Raw genomic sequence first — 22,252 nt, forward strand, 5'->3', positions numbered from 1 at the left:
CCTTCTACTGCGCCGCGGCTGCGGCAATGTCGTTGTGGCGCACGTCAGAACCGCGCACCCAAAAAATGACGTCTTCGGCGATGTTGGTGGCGTGATCCGCACTGCGTTCCAGATTGCGCGCCACGATGATGGAGTTAAGTGCGTTTTCCGTGATCTCCGGGCGGCGGGCCATCTCATCGCGGAGGGCGGCCTGCGTTTCGTGATTGAGGCGGTCCATCTCGTCATCCATGCTGAGGACTTTTTCTGCGAGAACTGGGTCGCCTTCGAGCAAGGAACGGATGGCGCGACGGATCATTTTGACGGAGAGCGCACCCATCGCGGCAAGGTGGCCGGGAAGGTTTTCGGGGCCCGCGTCGGGGTTTATCTTCTGCAGCTCCGCACAACGTTTGACGATGGCAGCAGCCTGATCGCCAACGCGTTCCAGGTCGCCATTGATTTTGATGACGGCCATGAGAAAACGGAGGTCCATCGCCATGGGCTGCTCCTTGGCCAGGAGCTCGTACGCCATTTCGTCCACGCCACGCTCGGCGGCGTTAATGGCCTGCTCGATGTCGGAAACATGAACGCAAAGTCCTGCGTCGCGCTGGAGATAGGCCTCCACGGACAATTCCAGCGCCTGCTGCGACAGCGCTGCCATAGCAAGCAGCTTGTCCTTGAGCATGGCGAGTTGTTGCTGGAAATGAATACGTGGCATGGTCAGGGGTTCCCTATGCTCTATTGTCGCGGAAAATTGATTTCTGCGCCAACTTTCTAGAGAAAATGGGCAAAAAGTTGAGATTGCGGTTTCCAGTGGTCAGACCAGTTGCGCTTCTGGGGCTGACATCAGCTTAGACGGGTATGTCCTCCACTGAGGCCATGCTCTGCCCCTTGGCCTCCTTGCCCAACCCGGCCAGGAGAGCCACGGCAACCGCAACGATCGCGACTGTCCACGCGAGGACGGGTGTCAGGTCGCCATGGAAGTACTTGCGGGCAAGGGCTGTCTGGAACTTTGCGTTGCGCGAGGAGAGCAGGTTGCCGAGCTGGTAGGCAAGGCCGGGGAAAGTGGCGCGGACAGCGGCGGGCGACAGCTCGTTAAGGTGCGCCGGGACGATACCCCATGCTCCCTGCACCATGAACTGCATCAGGAAGCCGCCAGCGGCCACGATGACGGCTTCGCGGGTGAAGGCCCATACATAAATCATGGGGATGGCAAGCAGCGATGCGATGACGATGGAGCGGCGTCGGCCCCAACGTTCCGACAATGTGCCAAAGGTGATGCCGCCGAGGAGCGCACCGATATGGCCTATGTCGCTGACCCATCCGACACGCGCGGGAGCGAAGCCTTTTGTCTTCTGCAGGAAGGTGGGATACAGATCCTGCGTACCGTGACTGAAGGAGGTGAAGGCCGTCATAAGGAAAACGAGGAAGAGGAACGTGGGCAGGTAGTGTGCGATGTCGCCCAGGTGGATCGTGGGTTTAACGGCTTTGGCCTGACCACTGCGATACGCGGGTGATTCCTCAACCTTGCTGCGGATGTAGAAGACGAGGATGGATGGCAGAGCGCCGATGAAGAACATGACACGCCAGTTCACGAGCATGCCAGTACCGTGAAGATGCGGGAAAACGAGGCCGTAAACCGTTGCCGCAAGCAGGTTGCCGACGACGTAGCCCTCCTGCAACAGACCCGAGAAAAAGCCGCGGCCTTTTTCCGGCAATGTTTCAAAGGCGAGGGCCGCACCTACGCCCCATTCGCCGCCCATGGCGATGCCGAAGAGGGCGCGGAAGACGAGCAGCCATCCCAATGTGGGTGCGAGGCCTGAGGCCACTTCAAAGACGCAGAAACTGATGATGTTAATCATCAGAGTGGGGCGTCTGCCAAACTTTTCTGCCATTGCACCGAAGATCAGTGCGCCAACAGGACGCATGACGAGCGTCCAGAAGAGGGCTTCTGTCACCGTTTCGACGGTGGTGTGGAAGTCGCCCGCGATGGCCGTGATGCAGTAGGTGAGGATGAAGAAGTCAAACGCATCCAGCGCCCAGCCGAGGAAGCAGGCGATAAAAGCATTCTTCTGCGGCGACGTGAGCGCACGCCACTGATGCACGATTCCGGAAGCCATGTGTGAAAGGAATGGTACCGGCTAAAGAGTACTGCAGGCCACAGAAATCTTGCCGAAGATGCATCGCCGCAATTGCTCAATCGAAGAATCTGGTTCTCACACGACTTTTCCAAAAAGCTGCTGGCATTTCCGTTGTCATTCCATCACGCGAGAATGAAGATGGAGATCGGGAATCATACAACCCTACGCCGAAGGTACTCCATGCGCCTAGCTTACTTGCTCATCGTGTTGCATTGTTCTGTTCTCTGCATTGCACAACAGCCTGCGACCACATCGCTGACACCAGAACAACAGGAACTGTTCAACGCGGCGAGGAAGAATTTCAGTGAGCACCACCCAGAACTCGCCCTGGGAAAAATGAAACAGCTTCACGCGATGGTGCCTGAAAATCGAATGATCACAAACGGTACTGCGGAAACGGCCGTCACCCTTGGCGATTATGCCTTCGCTATCTCACTGCTGAAGCAGCAGACCACCACACATCCAGATGACACTTTCGCGCTGGAGTGGCTGGCACGTGCCTATGCGGAATCTGGTGATACATCCGGACGCGATACGACAATTGCTGCTGTTGTGAAGCTCCACGAGATAACAACGAATGAACAGTTTCGACGGGCTGACCGCTTTATCGTGGAACGCGTCAAGCTGGCTAATGGCTATCTGGACATCTATTACGCGCTCGTCCCCTTCAGCCAATATCACATCTACATGCTTGGCCGGCAGATAGATGCAAGTAATGCCTTAATTCGACAGATCACACTCGAAAGCAACGACTTCGATCAACCCGAATTTGTCAAAGAACACCCTGATCTAGTGGCTAAGGGGATGCGCCGTTTCTCGATAGACACCTACAGCGCAAGCCAACCTGGGCCGAACGGCACAATGACTCAGACCCAGGCACTTATCGGGTTTATCGATGGGAAGCCAAGTTATGACGATACAAAAGCGCGCATGCTGAAAGTGGCCAACGGCACCGCTCTTCCCGTAGCAACACGTAGCGGGCTTCCAGTACCTAAGGCGAATTGAGAACCCTTCGTTGCTATCACGGTGTATAGGACGAAAACGTCCTACGGCAGTTGCTGTTCCTGGGGGTAATCCTTCAGCAACTGGTGGTGCATGCAGTAGAGCGCCAGTTCCAGGCGGTCGCTGACACCAAGCTTGTCGTAGATTTTGCGCAGGTAGTTCTTGATGACCTGCTCGGTGGTGCCTACGTGATATGCGATCTCTTTGTTGCGCATGCCGCGTGTGATGCAGGAGATGATCTGCACTTCCTTTGGCGACAGATGCGGCTTGTTGCGCGGGCTCATGATGGCAGCCGCCTGTGCGCGATAGGCCTCAATGACCCAGGAGACGGACTGATTGTCGATCCAGGTTTCACCTGCGGAGATTTTGCGAACGCACTTAACCAGAAGGTCAGGCGAGATGGCGCGTGGCACTACACCGCGTACGCCGCGACGGTAGAGTTCCACCGTGGTGGCCTCGTTCGATTCCGTTACCTGAACGATGATTTTTGCCTGCGGTGCTCGACGGATGAGTTCCGGAATGGCGTCGACAACACCTGCAATGAGATTGCCTTCGAGAATGACGACATCTGCGGGGAAACGCTGCAATGCGGAGTAGAGATTGGACAATGTCTCCGCCTGCGCTACGACGCGAATATCGTCTTCAAGCGCAAAGACTTTGCGGATGCCGACGCGGTAAATTGCCTGTGAATCGGCAAGGATGACTCGGATTCCTTCGTTAGGAATGTGATCTTCTTCGAAACCGTCCTGCAGGGAGCGATCTTTCACTTAGCTCCCCCGGCGATGCGGTAGCTGTCAATGACGACGCCAATCTGCTGGCTACCCTTGCTCGAATTTCTCCAGATGACGCGACCGTTACAGTGGACCACCGTATCCGTGGTGGCCCCCATGGTGTCACGCGGAAGGACCATTGTCCATGAGAGCTGAGCATCGATGGCAGGAGCCTCCGCCTGCGTGCGGAAAAGCACACCGCTTGCAGAAACATCTTCTGTTTCTGCATCGAATGCCCCTTGCTCTGTTTCCACGCGAACCTTCAACCTGAGAGGGAAACGGACGCCGTTCCGCATGGGATCAGCAGGGCTTCCAGATTGTTCCTTCTGTATTTCTGAACCCATGTAAGTTACTGTCGTCACCAGTTACTGTAGTGTAAACCCTTTTCTGACGCTCTATGGCGTAACAAAGAAAGCCTGTTTTTGATGGCGCTTCATTGTATGTTCCGAAACGGAACTATGTGTCGGATCACGGTCTTATGGTTCTGGCTTTACACTCAGGAACGATGAAGTTGAATGCACAGTTCCTGTTGTCGGCGTTTGCGCCGGAACATTTCCCCAACCACGCACGCACTGGCGACGCGCCTGAAGTGGCGTTTCTGGGGCGCTCCAACGTGGGTAAGTCGAGCCTGATTAATGCGTTGCTGGGCGCGGGGATGGCGAAAGTCTCGTCTACTCCGGGGCGGACGCGCTCGATCAACTTCTTTGGTTTGTATCCGGTGACTTCAAGCGGGCAACAGAAGCCGCTGCCGGCGCTGGTGTTTGCTGACCTGCCGGGATATGGCTACGCGAAGATTTCGAAGTCGATTGCGGCGGAGTGGTCAGGCTTTATTGACCCGTATCTGACGGAACGCGAGCAATTAGCGCTGTGCTGCTGCCTGGTGGATACTAATATCCCGCCGCAGCCGAGCGATACGCAACTGATGGACTTTCTGCGGCATGAACAGCGGCCGTTTGTGGTGATCGGGACGAAGAGCGACCGGTTGAGCAATAACACGCTGGCCAAGTCCATTGCTGCATTGAAGCGAGAGCATGGCGTGGATGAGGTGATCCCTGTTTCCGTGGAGCGCGGGAAAAGCGATAAAGGCCTGCGAGCTTTGTGGGAGCGGCTGGAGTCGGTGATTCCCGCTTAAATTGCTTTCCCGCTAGATAGTAGTCAGGGATAAGAAAGCAGGTTTTTCGGCTTCGCTCAGGATGACGATTCTTCGAATCGTGGGAGATTCACTGATTGGCTTATCCAATGCGCCCGGCTCAGGGAGCGCGGAAAGAGAGTCGGAGCCGTGTCGAACCAGCGTTCCTGCAGCTGCTGCGGTAACTCCTGCGGCACGTGATTGCGGAGTTCGCCATCACGTGTGCGTCGGTCCTGCAATGTGGCGGCCGCATCTTCCTCGATGTGCAGCGACAAGGAATCAAGCTGCGATGTTGCTGTTGGAAGTGGCAGGCTGCCCCATTGTTGCAACGTTTGCAGCGATGCTGTCTCTTCTTTTGACGGGGGCTGCGACATGGCGATGGCATAGGGCAGGACACCGCGTTCGACCATTTCATGTAGCCATTGCGCAGGCTCTCCCGCAAGGCCAATGGTGATTCCTCTTCCCTGTCGTATTTCGTTTTTCAATGCGCGCAGGGCTTCATCGAGCGTGGTGACGGCGAAGGTGAGGCAGCCTTCACGGTTGGCTTCGCGAAGTTGTTTGGCATCGGGTTCCAGAAAGAGTGACGCTGCTCCTGCCGCGAGTGATGCGAGCGCCAGCGTGCGGCCTGTTTCGTTCAGACCGAGGCCGAGGAGAAGCTTCCCTGACCAGTCTGCCGTGTGAAGCTGCAGCGCGGTGTAGAGCCGGAGTGTCTCGGTCTGCGAGGGCATGACCGCCGCCTTACCAGGTGGAGTAGAGTGAGCCGTCGAGCGAGGCGGCCTGCGCTCCACTGTGGACGTCGTTGATGCCGGTCTGGGTTTCGTCGACAGAGTTGTAGCTGTCAGTGCGGTCTCCCATCCAGGTGTCTTTGCGGCTGGTGATCGGGTCGACGGGCAGCGCCTTGAGATAGCCCGCGGTGACGAGATCGTCGAGTGTCTGCGGCGCTTTCTGCTTGTCCACGGTGTAGCTGTCGATAGCTTCACGCATGGTGTGCAGATCCTGCTTGAGGACCGCTTCTTTCGCAGCGCGCAGATGGCGCGTGTATGCGGGCACTGCCATGGCGGCGAGTACGCCAATGATGACCATGACGAAGAGAAGTTCCAGCAGGGTGAAGCCTTCGTCGTTCTTCCGTCTTTGCATCATGGCTACCATTCTGAATATTTTGTTCCGTCCAGAGCGGTGCCCTGACTCTTGGAATGTACGTCGAAGACGTTCTGGCCGCCCCATCCGGTGGTGTCTGGTTCGTCCTGCATGGAGCGGAGTTGCCAGTCCGTGTCGCCGGTCATGGGGTCTTTCGGGATACTCCGCAGAAACTTTACCTTCTTGGTTTGGACGTCTACGCCGTCAACCAGTGTTTCCAGATCGGGCGGATAGTTGAAACTATCCAGCTTCGTTTGGAAGGCACCGCGGTCTGCTGCGTCTTTGTAGCGGTCAATCGCAGAACGCATCTGCCACAAGGCAGTGCGCAGTTCCCTTTCCTTCGTCCGCTTGATCTGCCAGCGGGTGACCGGGATCGCGGCACTCGCGAGGATGGCAAGAATGCCGACCACTACGATGAGTTCAACCAGGGTGAAACCGCTGTCGCCGGATTTCGCCGTTCGCATACGCATGGCGAGTCTCCCCCTGTTACTTCACGTGGACCGTGGCCTGCGAACCGACCGCGGGCAGGTTGAGCTGGGTACTGTTCTTCGCGCCGACCTTGCTGAGCGAAACGGTGGAATCACCCGCAGCGTTCGCCTTGAAGGTGAGCACGCACACCGATCCCTGACCATCCACACCGCGCACCGCAGGTGGACGCGAGATGGAAATGGTTGCAGTACCGTTGCCTTCATCGCGATGGACCACGGCAACGGACTGGCCGTCACGCGAGAGGAACTCGCCCGAATCGACGTTGACCAGTGAGAGCACGGCAGGATTGAACTGCACCTGCAGCGGCACGGAGTACAGATCCTTTGCACCGGAGGCGATCACTGCCATCTGGAAGGTGCTGCCAACGGCCTGCGTGGCCTGTCCCGGGGCAACGGAGAAACTTACCGGTTGCGCGCCAGCCGCGGCCTGCGTGGCGGGCTGTGCGACCGGTTGCGAATTCTGTTTCAACGCTGCCGCAGCAGCCTGCGCGGCGGGCGTGTTTTCATTGCCGATCTGGCCGATCATGGCGGATGCGGCCTGCGCTGCCGTGATGGGCGCCGAAGGCGGTAGCTTCTGCGCACGCTGTGCCTGGAAAGCCCCGGTCGTCATGCTGGCAGAGGTGTCACCAGCAAGAGCATCCGCTACGGCCTCGCGGCGGAGTTCAATCGACTGACCGGAACCGGTGTCGATGGCACGCGTGTTCAGTCGTGTAATGAGCGGCTCACGCACGATGTGCGGGATCAGCAGGAAGACCACTTCATCCTGAGAACGGTCGCGGTTGTGCGTGCTGAAGATGTTCTTGAGAATCGGAATTTCTGACAGGCCCGGCGTACCGGAGAGCGAATCCGTCTCCTGCCTCGTGAGGATGCCGGCAAGGATGCTGGGTTCGCCTTCCTTGAGCTGAATAACCTGCTCCACGGTGCGCTGGCCGATAACTGGCTCGGTAACGCCGGAGATGGTGACGTCGCTGGCGTGCGTGGAGATTTCCAGCTTCATCTTGAGCGTGACTTCACGGTCCTGATGCACAGTGGGCGTGAGGTCGATGTTGACGCCGATGTCCATGTAGGTGAACTGCGTGTTCACCAACGATGACACGATGGCCGTAGATGCGCCGGAAGAGTACGAACCAGTGGCCACCGGGATCTTCTGACCAATCTTCAACTGCGCACGCTGCCCGTCGGTGGCGCGGATGCGCGGGTTCTGCAGGATGCGTGTGTCGCTGTCTGAAAGCAGCGCTGCCACTGTCGCATTGCCTACACTGACGGCGAAGTTGCTGGCAGTCAGGTTTGCAAAGGTATTCAGCGTGGGCGATGTGGTTGTCGTTGTCGTGCCGCTGCTGGACGAACCGGACGATGTCGATGTTGTGGCGTTGGCGACCTGCGGCGTAATGGTAACGCTCTGCGGCAGCGTGAGACCAAGGTTGCGCGAATGATCGCGATTGACTTCGAGCACAGCCACGTCCACCACGACTTCGCTATGCGGGCGGTCGAGGTTGTTCAGCAGCTCCTGCGTGAGCATGAGCTGGTCGGGCGTGCCACGTTCCACGATCGCATTCTGGCTGGGAACGAGAAAGATTTTGACATCCTGTTCCAGCACGTTGCGTAACGCGGTCAGCAGTTCGTTCTGGTCAGCCTGTGTGGCGGCGTTGGAGAGATAAAACGTCTGCACGGCGCGCGTCTGCAAGTCCATACGCTTCTGCTGCGTGTTCTGTGCGACGAAGATCGTGTTCGACGTAACCGGCTTATAAAACGTGCCTGCCTGCGTGCCCAGAATGCGCAGGCCGTCAGCCAGCGAAACGTTGTTTAGATCAAGCTGGATACGGCGAGAGGTGTAGTCGGGATCGAAGATGACGTTGAGGCCGGCAGCTTTGCCGATGGCCTGATACAGCACCTTCGTGTCTTCCACCATGTGCAGCGTAAGTGGGTCCGACGAGACAGGCTTGAGGCGTAGCGGCTCGCCCAGGCTGGCAAGCTCTGGCGCAGGCGCCGTGGGGGCGGGCAAGTCCAGATTGCTGGTCGGCGTGTTCGCGAGCATCCGTTCGGTGACGGTGATTTCCTGCTGTGCGGACTGGTTGCTGCCGTCGATGGCAAGGGCACGCTCAAACTCGGTCAGGGCGCCGTGGATGTCTCCGCTCTGGCGAAGGACGCGGCCGCGGTCAACGTGAGCCGCGGCGGCGGAAAAACGTGCGCGCTCAAAATGGGTCTTGTAGCGGAGGTCGTTTGGCTTCAGCAGATGGGCCTGGCGATACGCCTCAAACGCGGCGTCCCAGTCTTCACGGGACTCGGCATCTACGCCACGCTTGGACCATGCCGAAGCGGACTGTGCTTGCGCCGGCGGTGCGGTGAAGGCAGCGGCACTGATGAGCAATGCGGTGGCAGCGCCTGCATGGAATAGGCTACGGCCCAACGTCGTACATGCGCCTCTGCCCGGTTTCTGAATCGTCAACTTCCGCTTCCGCCTCTCAGGTGATTCCTGCCTCCCTAGTTGGACGAATGTAAGCAAGAACCGCTCACAGAAAGCCAAGGACGGAGATATCAAATCTGCCTGTTTTGTGTGAGAAGTGTAACATCGTGAGAAGGACGCTGGATGCTTCCGCTTGGGAGCCTTCCGCATCAGAAAGAACCATGCCGCATTCTCCCGCCGTATTTCAGCAAAACCCCTCAAAAAAACCAGCGCAACGCGACCCTGTCGCGGTGGGCCAGCGGGATGCTGCCGTAAACCGGTCAGCGAGCCATAACTACTTTTTGACTGACCGTTTTGAGTGCGGCATTGCCCTGCGCGGCACCGAAGTCAAGAGCATTCGCGAGGGTAAGGCGCAGTTGAAAGATGCCTATGGGCTAATCAACAACGGTGAGGCATTTCTGTTGAATGCGCACATTGGCGCGTTTTCGCACGGCAACATCATGAACCATGAAGAGACGCGGACCCGTAAGCTGCTGCTGCACAAGGAAGAGTTGCGCAAGCTGACGGCCCGCACTAAGGAAAAGGGCTTCACCCTGATTCCGACGCGTTTCTACTTTAAGAATGGTCGCGTGAAGTGCGAATTGGCGCTTGCGCGCGGTAAGCAGGATTGGGATAAGCGTGAGACCGAACGTAACCGCGAAGCCGATCGCGAAGCACGCTCTGCCATTGCGCGTAGCCAGCGTCGATAGCAACTTTCGCGCGACGATTTTCTTTCATGGTCAGAGCTACACTGTTGGGGCATGAATCCCTCGCTTCAGTTTTCAAACGCCGCCGATTTTGTAACACCCTTGCTCACCGTGTTTGCTGTGGATACAGCCGGCACACCGGATGATGCTCCTTCCCTTTCTCTTCTGACCGCAGAGGAAACAACCCTTGCCGCTGCTGCCCCGTTCCTGAACTCCGGTGAGTTCAAAGCGGAATCCGGCGGCACACTGCTGCTACACGCGCCTGCTGGATTGAAAGCAGAGCGATTGTTGATTGTGGGCGCAGGCAAGGCTGCAAAGCTCTCCACAGCTGAACTTCGCAAGGCTGCGGGAACGGCGATTCGTACCGCGAAAGCGAAGAACATTCGCGATGCCGCGATCGTGTTTCCGAAGCTGGACGCGAACCTGGATACAGCCGCTGTGTCGCGTGCGCTGACGGAAGGTTTTTTGCTGGCGGATTACGATGCAGACACGTATCGCAGCCAACGTGAAGACCGCAGCATGCAGAACGTCGCTTTGCTTGGCGATGCCACGTTGCAGGCTGAGTTGGAAAGTGGATTCCGTGAAGGCGAAGTCTTTGCTGCTGCGCAGAATTTTGCGCGTTCGCTGGTGAATGAGCCGGGCAATGTGCTGACACCGACGGAGCTTGGCAAGCGTGCTGCTGCCATGTGTGAAGCGAGTGGACTGTACTGCGAAGTTCACAGCACGGAGAAGTTGAAGGAACTGGGCATGGGAGCGTTTCTTGGCGTGGCACAGGGTTCCGTGCAACCTCCTGCGCTCATTGTGATGCGCTACAAGCCTGCGAAGGCCGCGAACAGCAACGTGGTGGGCCTTGTGGGCAAAGGCATTACCTTCGACACCGGCGGCATCTCCATTAAGCCGGCCGATGGCATGGACAAGATGAAGTACGACATGGCTGGTGCCGCTGCCATGATTGGTGCGATGCAGGCGATTGCTGCTCTGAAACCTACCGTAGAGGTGATCGGTGTTATCTGCTCTGCGGAAAACATGCCCAGCGGCTCTGCGTATAAGCCGGGCGATGTACTGACTGCAATGAGCGGCAAAACGATTGAGGTGATGAACACTGACGCCGAGGGCCGTCTGGTGCTGGCTGATGGGCTGCACTATGCGAAGACACTCGGTGCGACACATCTGATCAACGCAGCAACACTGACAGGCGCATGTGTTGTTGCACTGGGCAAGTTGAACAGCGGCTTGTTCTCGAACGATGATGCGACGGTTGCGTTGTTCCGCGAGGCAGTGAACAAGACGAACGAAACTTTCTGGCAGCTTCCCTGCACCGACGACTATCGCGACCTGATCAAGAGCGACATCGCCGACATCCGGAATACCGGCATGGATCGCTGGGGTGGCGCGATCACCGCTGCCATGTTCCTGAAGGAGTTTGCAGGCGACACGCCGTGGATTCATCTGGACATTGCAGGACAGGCGTGGATTGACGATGCGCGTTCATACATTGCCAAGGGACCGAGCGGCGTCGCTGTGCGCTCGATTGTGGAATGGGTGCGGGCGCTGTCGCAATGACCTTGGCAGAGAGCAGCATTCTTGTTGTGGACGACGAGCCTGTCCTGCGACTAACGTTTTCGGTACTTCTGCGACGGATGGGAGCGCGCGTTTTCGCCGCTGAAGATGGCGTGGAGGCACTGCGTATCGCAACAGAGAATCATGTTGATGTGATCCTGACCGATAAGCAGATGCCAAACATGGATGGATTGGCGTTGTTACAACAACTGCGCGAACGCGACGTTACAGCGCCTGCCATTTTGTTTGTGAATGGAGTGGTGCCGGAAGATTCAAAAAAGCTGGAACGGCTTGGTGTGAAACGGTCTGTCACCAAGCCGATTCATCCGCAAGAACTCATACTTATGCTGGAAGCGGTGCTGGCTTCAGTTGCTGCTGTGCCCCATGAGCGAGACTCTTAGATTGCAGGCAGGCTTACAGAAACATACTCGTAGCGCGAGAAGAATGCAGGTCCTTCGACTTCGCAGCGCTTCGATCAGGATGACGGCATTTCTAGAAATTTGAGGTCAACACAGAGCTTGCGTTGACCTCATGCTTTTACATCGACAGTGGCACTTCGATGCCGAGCCATCCGAGGACGCGTGTGAGTTCACGCGAAGCCACGGCGGCAGTCGCGAGAAGCAACTTCTTCCTTTCGGGATCGGTTTCGTTCAGCACGTGGTTCCGGTGGTAGAAGTTGTTGAACTCCTGCGCAAGCTGGAAGGCAAAACGCGCGACGATGGCGGGTTCTGCTGCAGCAATTGCCTGCTCCACAATCGTTGTCACACGCGACAGGATGAGCCACATGGCCCACAGGCTGTCACCCGCTTCACCTTCAAAGTAGGGCGCGAGGTCAACGTCAGCAATGTCATGGATGGCATGCTGATCCGTAACGCCTGCCTTCTTCAAAATGTTTGCGGCGCGCACGGCAGAGTACTGCACATAAGGGCCGGTTTCGCCTTCGAAGGAAAGCGCATCGCGGAAATCAAACGCGATGATGGTGTTGCGTGTGTACTTCAGCATGAAGTAACGCAAGGCACCTACTGCAATCTGCTCCGCGGAACGCTGACGCTGCGATTCGGGGTCTTCGGGATGACGTGCATCCACTTCGGATTTGGCGGCAGCGATCAGGCGATCCAGAAGATCATCTGCCTTGACGCCGAAGCCCTTGCGGCCACTGACTTCGAGATACTGCTTTTCCTTGTCAGCATCGCTCAACGTGTAACCGAGATCGACAGCGCAGCGCGGTGTGAGTGCAACCATCGCGTAGTTGATGTGTGTGTAGTTCGCTGCGGCTTCGGTGTAACCCAACGCACGCAGGCTCTCCACTACGTTGGCCTGCGGATCGTTCTGGCGTGAATCAATCACGTTGTAGATGGCAGCGGCCTGACCGTAGTGCGGATGCGGCGTTTCGCCGTGCATGGTGCTGATCCAGCAAGGATGCGTTTCGTATTCGCGGAAGATCTTGTAACCGAAATCACGACCCGGAAGAAGTCCGAACTTCCATAGGTGATACGCGATGTCCTTGCCCACGTAAGTCACGGTGCCGTTGGAACGGATGATGACCTTTGCATCTTCATCGGGGCCTTCCACGACTTCCGCACCGGGGCGACGCATGACCCAGCAGCCCTTGTTCTTGCCCTCTGTTTCCAGATACAGGACACCACGCTCCACCATCAACTGGCGTGCTGCTTCCCAGAAATGCAGGTGAAGGATTTCGCTTTCACGCGGAAGGAAGTCGTACTCAATGCTGAGACGCTCCATGGTTTCCAGATGGCGTTCCAGAACTGCGGTGGCGACAAGGTCGGCGACCTTTGCGATTTCGTTATTGCCTTCTTCAATGTGGTGCAGCGTATCGAGGCGCAGCTTCTTACGCGCTTCCTTCTGATCGGCGTCGCTGTCATACCATTGCGAGACACGCGCGTAGAGATCCCACAGGTAGTAATCGACACGCTCGCCGCGTGCAATCAGATCGCCTATGAGTGCATCCACATCCGCAGGTGACTTCCCTTCCAGCTGAAGAAGGCCGACGACGACATCAGCAACCTGCACGCCGGTGTTGTCGATGTAGTTCTGCACCACCGTGGGGTAGCCGGACTTGTAAGCATCCTTGCGGAGGAGACGGGCGAAGCTGTCGCCGAGGATCGCATTGCGCAGATGGCCAACGTGCGCGGCCTTGTTCGGATTGATGCTGGTGTGTTCGACGAGGCGAAGACCTTCACCACCGATGTCGGAGTGCTCGCCCTTGGCAATGCGTTTTGTGATCGCTGCGCGGTCAAGCTTCACATTAAGGTAGCCTGCACCGGCCACTTCCACTGTTGCAACACCGTCGATCCCGTTGAGTTCACCGGCAAGTTCTGCGGCGATCATCTTCGGTGCTTTGCGCAGACGCTTTGCGAGTTCAAAAGCAACGGGCGTTGCGATTTCGCCCAGAGCGATGTTCGGGGGCAGTTCCGTGGCAATGTTTGCGCCGGTGACTTCGTATTTTGTTTGCAGCACATGTGCTGTAGTTTCCAGCAGTGCCTGTTTGAGTTTGCGATACATAATTCGTTCTTTCTACTTGCGCTGCGCGTGTACGCGGCAGTTCTTCAATACTTGCTTACAGCAGATCAGCCTCAGGCGGAAGTGATTCAATTTCCTGCGAGAGCGTTTTACCGCCATGCTCTTTGCGGTTAATCAGGAAGCCGATGCCACCGACGATGTTGACGATCATAAAGATGACGAAGTGCACAAAGAGTGCGTACAGGATGGCCAGCGACGTAGGCACTCCCTGCGACTCCATGGCAAGCTTGCCAAATGCTTCAAAGGGACCAATACCACCGGGGGCGCTGGGCAGCATAAAGCTCAGATTGCTGAGAATGGACGCCAGCATGGAGCCGTGGAAGGTGTTCAGGCCCAGAAGTTGCGCGGTGGAATAAAAGACCATGCCTTCAAAGAGCCAGACGAAGGCAGTGAGCAGCACAAGCAGAAAACGCACCGGAAATGGAATGTGCACGATGGCATCAAACAACTGCTCCGCCCACTCGCCGAAGCTGCGTGTGCGTGGGTGATTGCCGTAACGCCCGACTAGCTTCTGCACCAGGATGTGCAGGATGTGCGTGCCGAAGAGAAGCAGGCACAGGCACAGAGCCAGTATGACAAGTGCCAGACGAACCGTCTGCGCGATGCCATAGCCGTGGAACGAGAACGCACCGAAGCTGCTCTCCAGTCCTGAAGCAGCCACGGCAAAGAAGCCAAGCAGCATCACCGTATCCAGCAGACGCTCCAACACCACGGTGCTAAGTACGGCGGACGAGGATGCGTTTACGTCCGGAGCATAGGCAAAGATGCGCAGGAAATCGCCAATACGGAATGGCAGGATATTGTTTGCCGCCAGGCTGGTCAACAGCACGCGGAAGCATGCGGTGAAGCGAGCGTTATACCGGCGCAACATGAGCCACCAGCGATAGCTGCGGAGGCCGTAATCCACTGAGATGAAACCCAGTACACCCAGAATCCAGACGGGATGGCCAAAGTGCACATCGCGCAGCTCATCCAGGTGGAATCCGCGGAGTGTCCGCCAAAGGAAAAAGGCAGAGATGAGAAGTCCGGGAATGAGTTTCCAGTAGCGGCTTGCGTTGCTGGACGGCTTTTCGCTCAAACAATGGCTCCTGCTCTGCGGGGATACGGGCGGGAATGAAATTGGGACATGCCTCACCGATTATACGAAGATTGGCAGAAGACGCCGCTGCGCACGGCGGACTCTGCACGTTAGTCTTAGGTGCTCGCACTCACTGCATGGCAACGGTTTCGATTCTTACAGAAGCGCGTTTGCGCTCGATGAATACAGTTGCAGGCAGCAAGCGTACAACGCTGCTGCTTCTGGCGGCATTGTCTCTGGTGGCTGCAGCACTGCTGGGGTACCACCCCTATGCCGAAGATGGCGGTATCTACGCTTCTGCGTTGGCGCTTCGCTTAAATCCATCGCTCTTCCCTGCGTTTCGAGCGTTTGCCGTGGCGCATACCGGCAAGAGTCTCTTTATTCCAGTGGTGGCAGAAGTCGTACAGCGAAGCAGTTTGTCGCAGGAAGTGGTTCTACTTGGGCTGTATTTGTTGTCGATCGCAGCGACCGTGGCCGCAGCGTACCGGATGGCCTGCGTGCTGCTGCCTGAACGTCGGCAGCAGATTTGCTCCACGCTGCTGTTTGCCCTGGCTATGGGCATGCCCGTAGGCGGGACGTCGCTTTATATTGCGGACCCTTATCTCACTTCTCGCTCGTTCTCCACGCCGTTGATTCTGCTGGGGCTAACGGCTCTCTTGCGTCGAAAACATGGCTCTGCTGCTGTGTGCGGAGCCATTTCGTTTGCGGTCCATCCACTGATGACATTGTGGGCTTTGTTGCCTGCGGCTTTTCTACTGCTCTGGCAGAGATCGGCGCGCCGCATGCGGGACTTTGTTCTGCTGGCGCTTGCTGTCGTTGGCGTCATGGTGGCGATACAGATCGTGGCTCCTGTTGATTCCGCTGCGGTGCGTGCGGCTTCCCTGTCGCGGGGATACTGGTTCCCGTCGCAATGGCAATCGTACGAATGGATTGGACTGGTGGCGCCTGTACTCATGCTGTTGGCTATCGCCGGTCTTTCTGGCAAAAGCACAATCATGTCTTCTGCAGCGCAGGCTATGGCGGCGGCGATGGCCGCTTCTATGTTGACTGTGACTGTTGGCGCTCTGCTGCTGATTCACACGAGCGATACGGCATTCCTACTAGCACGCCTGCAGCCCTTGCGATTGCTGCATCTGGTCTCCATCGTTTTTGTGCTGATGATGGGTGGATGGCTGGCAGCTTCTGACGGACGAGCATGGAGACGCGGTGTGTTGTGCTTGTTTGCGTTGGGTGCTGTGGGTGGAATGCTGTTTCTGCAGCGAGAGACCTATCCCCACTCAGCCCACTGGGAAAATCCCTGGGGACGCAGTGGCAACGGATATGAGGAAGCTGCCCTGTGGCTTCGGCAGAATGCGCCCGTAGACGCATTGATTGCTGTTGATGCACATTACACGACCATGCATGGCGAAGATGCGCAGATGGTGCGAGCCATTGCACAACGGAGCACGATTCCCGATGCGGCAAAGGATGGCGGCATTGCCTCTGTTATGCCGGAATTGGCGGATGCGTGGTGGACTGGCAGCCAGGCGCAGGAAGGGCTTGCCGTATTACCCGATGCACAACGTCTTCAGCGGCTGCGTTCTTACGGAGCTACGTGGATTTTGTTGCCTACAGATTCTGACACAGCGTTTGCGTGCCCTTATCGCAATGGGGATGCAAAGGTCTGTCGCCTGCCCTGATGCGGTGCAGCAAAAAAGCACAGCCGAAGCTGTGCTTTTGTTTTTTACGAATGTCTCAGATGGTTATGGAACGCGTAGCGGACGGAGTCCTTCCACCGGGAAGAGACCCGTCGGGTAGTCGTCCGTGGGGTACTGCGCTTTAAACAGGTAGCGCGCAAAGAAGGTGGGCTGCACCATCGTGTAGTTGTTGGTGTTGTTCGCAGCCAGCGCTCCGCCTACGTACCAGTGTTCGGTTACGTGATAACTGAACTCGCCACCGATGTTGAAGTTCGCTCCAGTGGAGGTGCTGCGTGCGTTGTAGGCCGTGGCGCAGGTCTTCTGGGCAATCTCAGTCAACGAGCAGCCAGAGAGCGAACCGTTAAACAATGCCACGCTGGCGGAATCGGACATGGGATAGTACTTCGCCGTGTCCTGCACGAAGGTCTGCACGCCGATAGCACCCGCAATGGTGTAATGCCACTTGTCGCGATAGTGACCATTCCAGGTGATGGGCAACGAACCCAGGAAATAGACTTCAGGGCTGAAGTAACCGCCGTTGCCGTAGGTCAGAGGGATTTCGTTGTGGGCGTAGTGCATGCCGAAGAAGCTGCCGCCCACGTTCAGCGAGCCATATTCCGGCACCTGCCAGACGCGGAAATACGCGCCCATGGTGCCTTCAAACTTCTGGTTGTCCAGCACCTTGTAGCCGTTGACGGTGCCACCGTCACCACTGACGTAAAAGCCCGACTTCTCATCGCCAAAATCGATACGCGCGCCTGCCGTGGTGGAGACAACACCGCCCCAGATATTGCCTGAGTAGACGGGAGTAACAGAACCCGGGTCACGCAGACCGGCGTAGGAAAGCTGCGTATCCTTCACGGAGTCGCGCTCGCCGAAGAGCGTCAGATGATTGAAGAAACGCGCGCGAGCGCGGCCAGTGATGTTGTTCACCAGAAACGAGTAAGGCGTATAGCCAACGGCCAGGCCAAAGTTCGTGGTGCTCATCTGCAGTTCACCGCCAACGCCCGAAGAATACTGAGGCGCAGGCGAGGTGATGGCCGTAGCAGGCAATGTGCCCAGCAGCGGTGTCGCGGTGGTTGCGCCCAGCGTGCCGAGATCGAGCGTTCCGCTATTCAGGAAGACCGCCTTCGGAATGACAGAGAAGCGCACGCGGTTCCCCGCCACGAAGGTGGCTTCTATGGGGGCTTCGTAATCGAAGAGGCGATTGACGCCCGGTGTACCGCTACGGAAACGTACCCAACCGCTGCCACCTACCCAACCGGAGTAGCTGGATTCCAGTGTGGCCAGGTCGAGTTCCGTCTGCTGACGCTCGTTGAGCGGCGGTGCCACCTTTTCGTTCGGATCGTAATAACCACGCAACGGCGGGACGCTACGCGCGACCAGATCGCCATCCGTGGGAATGCGATTGTTGCCGTTGTTGTAAGGCGGCAGATCCGGGTAGGGCTGCGTCGAAAGCTCGCTGGGAGCCGCAGGATAGAAGATAGGTGCTGAAGCCTGGCCCACTCCAGAAATGGATGTAGCCGAACGTGAACGCGTGGTCCGGTGGGCCGTAGTGGTGCCCTTAATCACAGGCCGCGTGGGCTGCGGATACTGCTGTCCATAGCCGTTATCGGCGCTCTGAATGCCGTAGTTGTTGTATGAACGGCCGGGCTGAGTCGTGGTGGTACGCGTGCTGCCCAAGCCCTGACGGTACGTATTGCCGTCATTCGTAACCGAGGTGTCGTACGGCTGCGTATTCGTCGGAGACGTCGCGGGCAAGGAGGATGGTTGGCCAGTTTGTCCGGGGGCCGGTGTCAGCGAGTACTGTGTGCTGCGCGGCGTGCCGTCGGAGATCTCGTCCGGCGGAGTGCTCTGCCCCATCATGCTTCGCGGATCCGACTGGCGGCGACGCTGTGCAGCAGCCTCTGCTGCGGCAATTTCAGGATGCACCGTCTTCCCGCCGCGCTTGCTGTTGCTGACTGCATGGGTAGGAACTCGCACATCGCTGGGCGAGTACGTGATCATCGGCGTTGCATTCTGCTGCGTCGGCGGAACGTAGGGAACGTACGGACCATAGACTTCGCCGTTGAACTGGCCGGTCTGCGCGCCTTCCTTGTACGATCCCGCCAGATAAACAGGTTCCGACGTGTTCGCGGACTGAGCCTGTTCCGTGGAACGGCGAATTTGTTCTTGCTGATACGCCAGCGAGGCGTCCGGTGCGGTTCCCGGCAAGTCCGTCTCCGAGGAGAGCGGCTGCGCGCTTGCGGTCAACGGAGCTTCTTGCACATGGCCGGAGATGTCCGGCATCGCGTAATTTTCCGAGACGCCCGGATACACGATGGCTCCCGCAGCAGGAAGTGTGCCGGAATTAGGAACGTAATCCCGTAGACGCTGCGTGGAAGGCTGCTGGCGCACCGTGGAATTGGGATTTGCCATGTACGACGGCACAGCCGGTTGAGCGGTATTGCTGTTGTAAGGCACCGCATAACCAGAACCCGGAAGCGGCGCTTGCGTACCAATCTGCACGGGTGCCTGACCATACGAGTTCGAGGCATTCGGCAGATACGGATGTGCAGGCGGCTGCGTCATGGGCGTGCCGTCCGGGTTGCGATCTTCCTGACCGGGAGCCAGAAGCTGTGCAAGGCCCTCAGCCTGCGTGGGGCTGGGCAACTGACGCGGGTTCAGCGGCGAAGGCTGGTTCAGGATGTACGCCAGCTCCGAACCGGGGTCAGGCTGCGGCTGGGCGGCGAGTGATGCGCGATAGTAGTCGGCGGCACGCGTGCTATCGCCACGAGCCTGCTCGAAACGCGCAGCAAGATTCAGAATCTGGCCATCACGCGGATACTGATTCAGCGCATAACGCAGCCAGTTTTCGGCGTCCTTGAGATCATTTGCGGCCAGCGCGGAGCCGACGGCAGCCTTGTAATCCGCTGCAGAACCTGTGCTCATGTCCTGCGCTTTGAAAATGGCTACTGCCTGCTTCGCCATTCCGGCGCGGAGATAGCCACCTGCAAGCGCCTTAATGACTCCGGGATTGTCTGGGAAGGCGCGTGCCGTAGCGTTCAGGATGGCAAGCGAACGCTTTTCATTATTTGCTGCGGCGGACTGATTCGCCTTGCGAACCGCCCAGTTCGCCCAGATCACCTGCACCGTGCGGCGCTGCTCGTCAGAAAGATCCTGACGATTGCCGAGCACCAGCAACTGGCGATAGAGACCAACGTCATTCTGCCCGTTGAAGAGCAGCCATGCGTTCTGAATATCAATGTCTGCCGGGGCTACCGTGTGCTGGCTGGCGTAACGCTGCTGCACGCGGTTTAAGAACAGCATGGCCTGCGAAGGCTGGCCGAGGCCGTTGTAGATGTTGCCAACAGTCTGGAGATACTCCACGTCACCTTCGAGCGTTTTGCGCGTGGCCACCGGAATCTGCTGAATCTGCGCCAGCGCCTCGCGGTCACGGCCAGCGGTATGCAATGCGGTAAGTAGTCCCTTCCAGGCATCCACGCGATCCGGATTTTCCGTCAGGATGCGCTGATAGATGGGAAAGGCATGTGCCGCATCGTTGCGCTGAAGATACAGACCAGCCAACTGCAACTGCAGCGGTGCCGGGATGCGCTGGCCTGCGGTATTTTGCTGCGCAATGGCGCGCTCCAACAGGCTCTGGGCTATGTCGTACTTGTTCTGCGACTGGTAGATGGCCGCGGCAGTTCCAAGGAAGCCGGGGTCACGGAGCGCCTGGTCGTAGACAACAGGCGGCATGCTCTCCAGGGTCTGAATCGCGCCCGCATCGTCATGCATGGTGTGCAGGGTATTAACTAATCCCTGCCATGCGAGCGCGTTCGTAGGGTCCCCGGCAAGTACCTGCCGGTACAGGCCAGCGGCCTGATCAAGATGATTTGCCTGCAAGAGCAGACTTGCGTACTGAAGCTGCGTGTCCGCCTTCAGGCCCTGCGCTCCTGTGGGGAAAGGCAGGTCGAGCGCGGACCGCAGAACGCGCTGTGCATCCGCGTCGCGGCCGACGGCAGAATATGCCGATGCCAGCGACCGGAGATAATCCGGGTCACGCATGAGTTGCGTGCGGATCGTCTGCGGCGTACGGCGTTCGGTGTCGAGTGCGGCAGCAGCATGGCCTGCCTGATACTGCGTCATGAACAAACCGCGCCAGCCTTCGATGGCCTGCGGCTTCAGGCGAATATATTCCTGATACGCAGAGGCGGCCGGTTCCGGCTGCTGTGCCTTGGCAAGCGTTCCAGCAAGTCCGAGCAAAGCTTCCGGGCCGCTTGGGCGGATGGAAAGAGCCTGCCGATACTGCTGTTCCGCAGTGGTCAGGTCGTTCTCGTTGAGAGCGATACCGCCCTCTTGAATCGTGTAGAAGTAACGCGCGCTGGAAAGATTCGCGTCAAGGCCCTTGTCTGCTGCGCCCTCCTGCTTTGCCTGCTCGAGGAACGAGATGGCGCCACCGAAGTTCTGCTGATTCATGCGGACGTATCCCATGCCGGCAAGCGCACGGGCATCATTGGGATTCTTCGCCAGCAAGGTCTTGAAGCGCTCTTCCGCCTCTGTGAATCGCTTCGCGTTCAGAGCCGCGTAGGCAGCGCTTTGTTCCGCGTTGTATTGACGGAGCGCTGCATTCTCTGGAGGCTCAACATAGGGCGCTCCAGCGCTCGGTTTGCGGCTCTTTGCCGCAGCACGCTGATTCGCTTCCGTGGTGCGGAGCGCGTCCTGCAACTGCGGGTCTTTGTGTTTCGCGAGATAGCTGCGGATGTCACCCGCAGAAGCGGGATTCTGTGCGTCCCACACCAGCGACTGCTTCAGTGCCTCCACTGCCTGCGGATCGTTGGGATGACGTTCCAGCAGCCTGCGGCCTTCCGCGCGGGTCTTGGGGTTGTAGGTGAGGATGCGGCCGAGTGCGACCTGGTAGCGCGAGTCCGCGGGATAACGATCCATCAACGACCGCAACGCGGCAATCGCGTGCGGACGACCGTCTTCCGTGGCGGCTTCCGTCTCGTAATAAGCCAGTGCCCATTCGCCCTGGGGCGGATTGTTGCCGAAGACGGAGCGGTAGATGCGCACGGATTCGGCGTAATTTCCAGCGGCGGCAAGCTTGCCTGCCTTCTGCAATTCCGCGAGCTGCGCTCCCTGCTGCATCACGCTTTCCGCGCGAGCAATGCCAGGATCGTTCGGGTTAATCGAACGAAGGCGCTGCAGATATGTGTTGGCCAGCGCGTTGTTGCCGGACATCTTGGCGGCACGCGCCAGACCAGCAAGTGCGTCCGTATTGTTCGGATCAGCGAGCAGGACCTGCTGCCAGGTCTGCGCAGCCATATCCATGCGTCCGCGTGACTCCAACGAACGTGCCTTATCCAGCAAAGCCTGCGTGGCTGCGCTGGAAGCGGCGGGTTGCGTCTGCGCGTGCAGGCACAGCTCTGCCGGAGTGCTCAGAAGAACGGCACTCAGGAACAGAAGCGTCCGCCGGTATGGAGCCTTGTATGCCATTCAAATTGCCTCTGCGCTGGTACGCTGCCTGCGCATGCTAAACTCCGCGACCCAAGGGTCAGGTTTGCCAGATTCCCCTCAGAATCTTACCCGTTTCTTACGTACAACACCCACTTTTTTTGGGGTTTA

17 protein-coding genes are annotated in these 22,252 nt (G+C 58.1%); 6 read left to right on the forward strand and 11 right to left on the reverse strand.

The window, feature by feature from the left end:
* Positions 1-4 precede the first annotated feature (4 nt).
* Together phoU and JAO32_RS04430 are read right to left on the reverse strand one after the other, a co-directional pair.
* On the reverse strand, positions 5-694 hold the full coding sequence (gene phoU, locus JAO32_RS04425) for a phosphate signaling complex protein PhoU (protein WP_334237888.1): 690 nt from the start codon (positions 692-694) through the stop codon (positions 5-7).
* A 133-nt stretch (positions 695-827) separates the two neighbouring features.
* Positions 828-2,096, reverse strand: coding sequence for an MFS transporter (locus tag JAO32_RS04430; protein WP_334237890.1), 1,269 nt, complete (start codon positions 2,094-2,096; stop codon positions 828-830).
* Between the two features lie 201 nt (positions 2,097-2,297).
* On the opposite strand from JAO32_RS04430, the gene JAO32_RS04435 reads away from it, so the two are divergent.
* The gene (locus tag JAO32_RS04435) at positions 2,298-3,122 is read left to right on the forward strand and encodes a tetratricopeptide repeat protein (protein ID WP_334237892.1); all 825 of its coding nucleotides are present in this window, start codon (positions 2,298-2,300) and stop codon (positions 3,120-3,122) included.
* A gap of 41 nt (positions 3,123-3,163) precedes the next feature.
* Here the strand turns inward: JAO32_RS04435 and JAO32_RS04440 are convergent, their stop codons facing one another.
* Together JAO32_RS04440 and JAO32_RS04445 are read right to left on the reverse strand one after the other, a co-directional pair.
* The gene (locus JAO32_RS04440; protein WP_334237894.1) at positions 3,164-3,886 is read right to left on the reverse strand and encodes a response regulator transcription factor; all 723 of its coding nucleotides are present in this window, start codon (positions 3,884-3,886) and stop codon (positions 3,164-3,166) included.
* A complete protein-coding gene (locus JAO32_RS04445; RefSeq protein WP_334237896.1) occupies positions 3,883-4,185 on the reverse strand; it encodes a PilZ domain-containing protein in 303 nt (100 codons plus the stop codon). The genes JAO32_RS04440 and JAO32_RS04445 overlap by 4 nt, the downstream gene beginning before the upstream one ends.
* A gap of 209 nt (positions 4,186-4,394) precedes the next feature.
* Between JAO32_RS04445 and yihA the strand changes: the two genes are divergently transcribed.
* Positions 4,395-5,021, forward strand: a complete 627-nt coding sequence (gene yihA, locus JAO32_RS04450; protein WP_334237899.1) for a ribosome biogenesis GTP-binding protein YihA/YsxC — start codon at positions 4,395-4,397, stop codon at positions 5,019-5,021.
* Between the two features lie 56 nt (positions 5,022-5,077).
* Here the strand turns inward: yihA and JAO32_RS04455 are convergent, their stop codons facing one another.
* The 4 genes from JAO32_RS04455 to JAO32_RS04470 are packed head-to-tail and all read right to left on the reverse strand — an operon-like array spanning position 5,078 to position 9,089.
* Positions 5,078-5,746: a hypothetical protein gene (locus tag JAO32_RS04455; protein WP_334237900.1), complete on the reverse strand. Its 669-nt coding sequence runs from the start codon at positions 5,744-5,746 to the stop codon at positions 5,078-5,080.
* A 10-nt stretch (positions 5,747-5,756) separates the two neighbouring features.
* Positions 5,757-6,158 carry a type II secretion system protein gene (locus JAO32_RS04460; RefSeq protein ID WP_334237901.1) on the reverse strand — a complete coding sequence of 134 codons (402 nt, stop codon included), beginning with the start codon at positions 6,156-6,158 and terminating at the stop codon, positions 5,757-5,759.
* Positions 6,159-6,160: 2 nt separating this feature from the next.
* On the reverse strand, positions 6,161-6,625 hold the full coding sequence (locus JAO32_RS04465; RefSeq protein ID WP_334237903.1) for a type II secretion system protein: 465 nt from the start codon (positions 6,623-6,625) through the stop codon (positions 6,161-6,163).
* Between the two features lie 16 nt (positions 6,626-6,641).
* Positions 6,642-9,089 carry a cohesin domain-containing protein gene (locus JAO32_RS04470; protein ID WP_334237905.1) on the reverse strand — a complete coding sequence of 816 codons (2,448 nt, stop codon included), beginning with the start codon at positions 9,087-9,089 and terminating at the stop codon, positions 6,642-6,644.
* A 179-nt stretch (positions 9,090-9,268) separates the two neighbouring features.
* Between JAO32_RS04470 and smpB the strand changes: the two genes are divergently transcribed.
* From smpB to JAO32_RS04485, 3 genes are read left to right on the forward strand one after another with little or no spacing between them, the layout of a single operon-like run.
* On the forward strand, positions 9,269-9,796 hold the full coding sequence (gene smpB, locus JAO32_RS04475; protein ID WP_334237907.1) for an SsrA-binding protein SmpB: 528 nt from the start codon (positions 9,269-9,271) through the stop codon (positions 9,794-9,796).
* A gap of 51 nt (positions 9,797-9,847) precedes the next feature.
* Positions 9,848-11,356, forward strand: coding sequence for a leucyl aminopeptidase (locus tag JAO32_RS04480; protein ID WP_334237908.1), 1,509 nt, complete (start codon positions 9,848-9,850; stop codon positions 11,354-11,356).
* Entirely contained in the window at positions 11,353-11,754 is a 402-nt protein-coding gene (locus JAO32_RS04485; RefSeq protein WP_334237910.1) for a response regulator, read from the forward strand. Before JAO32_RS04480 ends, JAO32_RS04485 begins: the two co-directional genes overlap by 4 nt.
* A 136-nt stretch (positions 11,755-11,890) precedes the next feature.
* Here the strand turns inward: JAO32_RS04485 and JAO32_RS04490 are convergent, their stop codons facing one another.
* Positions 11,891-13,876, reverse strand: coding sequence for an arginine--tRNA ligase (locus tag JAO32_RS04490; protein ID WP_334237912.1), 1,986 nt, complete (start codon positions 13,874-13,876; stop codon positions 11,891-11,893).
* A 55-nt stretch (positions 13,877-13,931) separates the two neighbouring features.
* On the reverse strand, positions 13,932-14,972 hold the full coding sequence (locus tag JAO32_RS04495; protein ID WP_334237915.1) for a lysylphosphatidylglycerol synthase transmembrane domain-containing protein: 1,041 nt from the start codon (positions 14,970-14,972) through the stop codon (positions 13,932-13,934).
* A gap of 179 nt (positions 14,973-15,151) precedes the next feature.
* On the opposite strand from JAO32_RS04495, the gene JAO32_RS04500 reads away from it, so the two are divergent.
* Complete coding sequence (locus JAO32_RS04500; protein ID WP_334237917.1) at positions 15,152-16,651, forward strand: hypothetical protein; 1,500 nt, start codon at positions 15,152-15,154, stop codon at positions 16,649-16,651.
* Between the two features lie 63 nt (positions 16,652-16,714).
* Here JAO32_RS04500 and JAO32_RS04505 read toward each other — a convergent pair whose 3' ends face one another.
* A complete protein-coding gene (locus JAO32_RS04505) occupies positions 16,715-22,123 on the reverse strand; it encodes a cellulose synthase subunit BcsC-related outer membrane protein (RefSeq protein ID WP_334237920.1) in 5,409 nt (1,802 codons plus the stop codon).
* Between the last annotated feature and the right edge of the window lie 129 nt (positions 22,124-22,252).

It is taken from the genome of Terriglobus sp. ADX1, assembly GCF_036877645.1.
Taxonomy (GTDB): Bacteria; Acidobacteriota; Terriglobia; order Terriglobales; family Acidobacteriaceae; genus Terriglobus.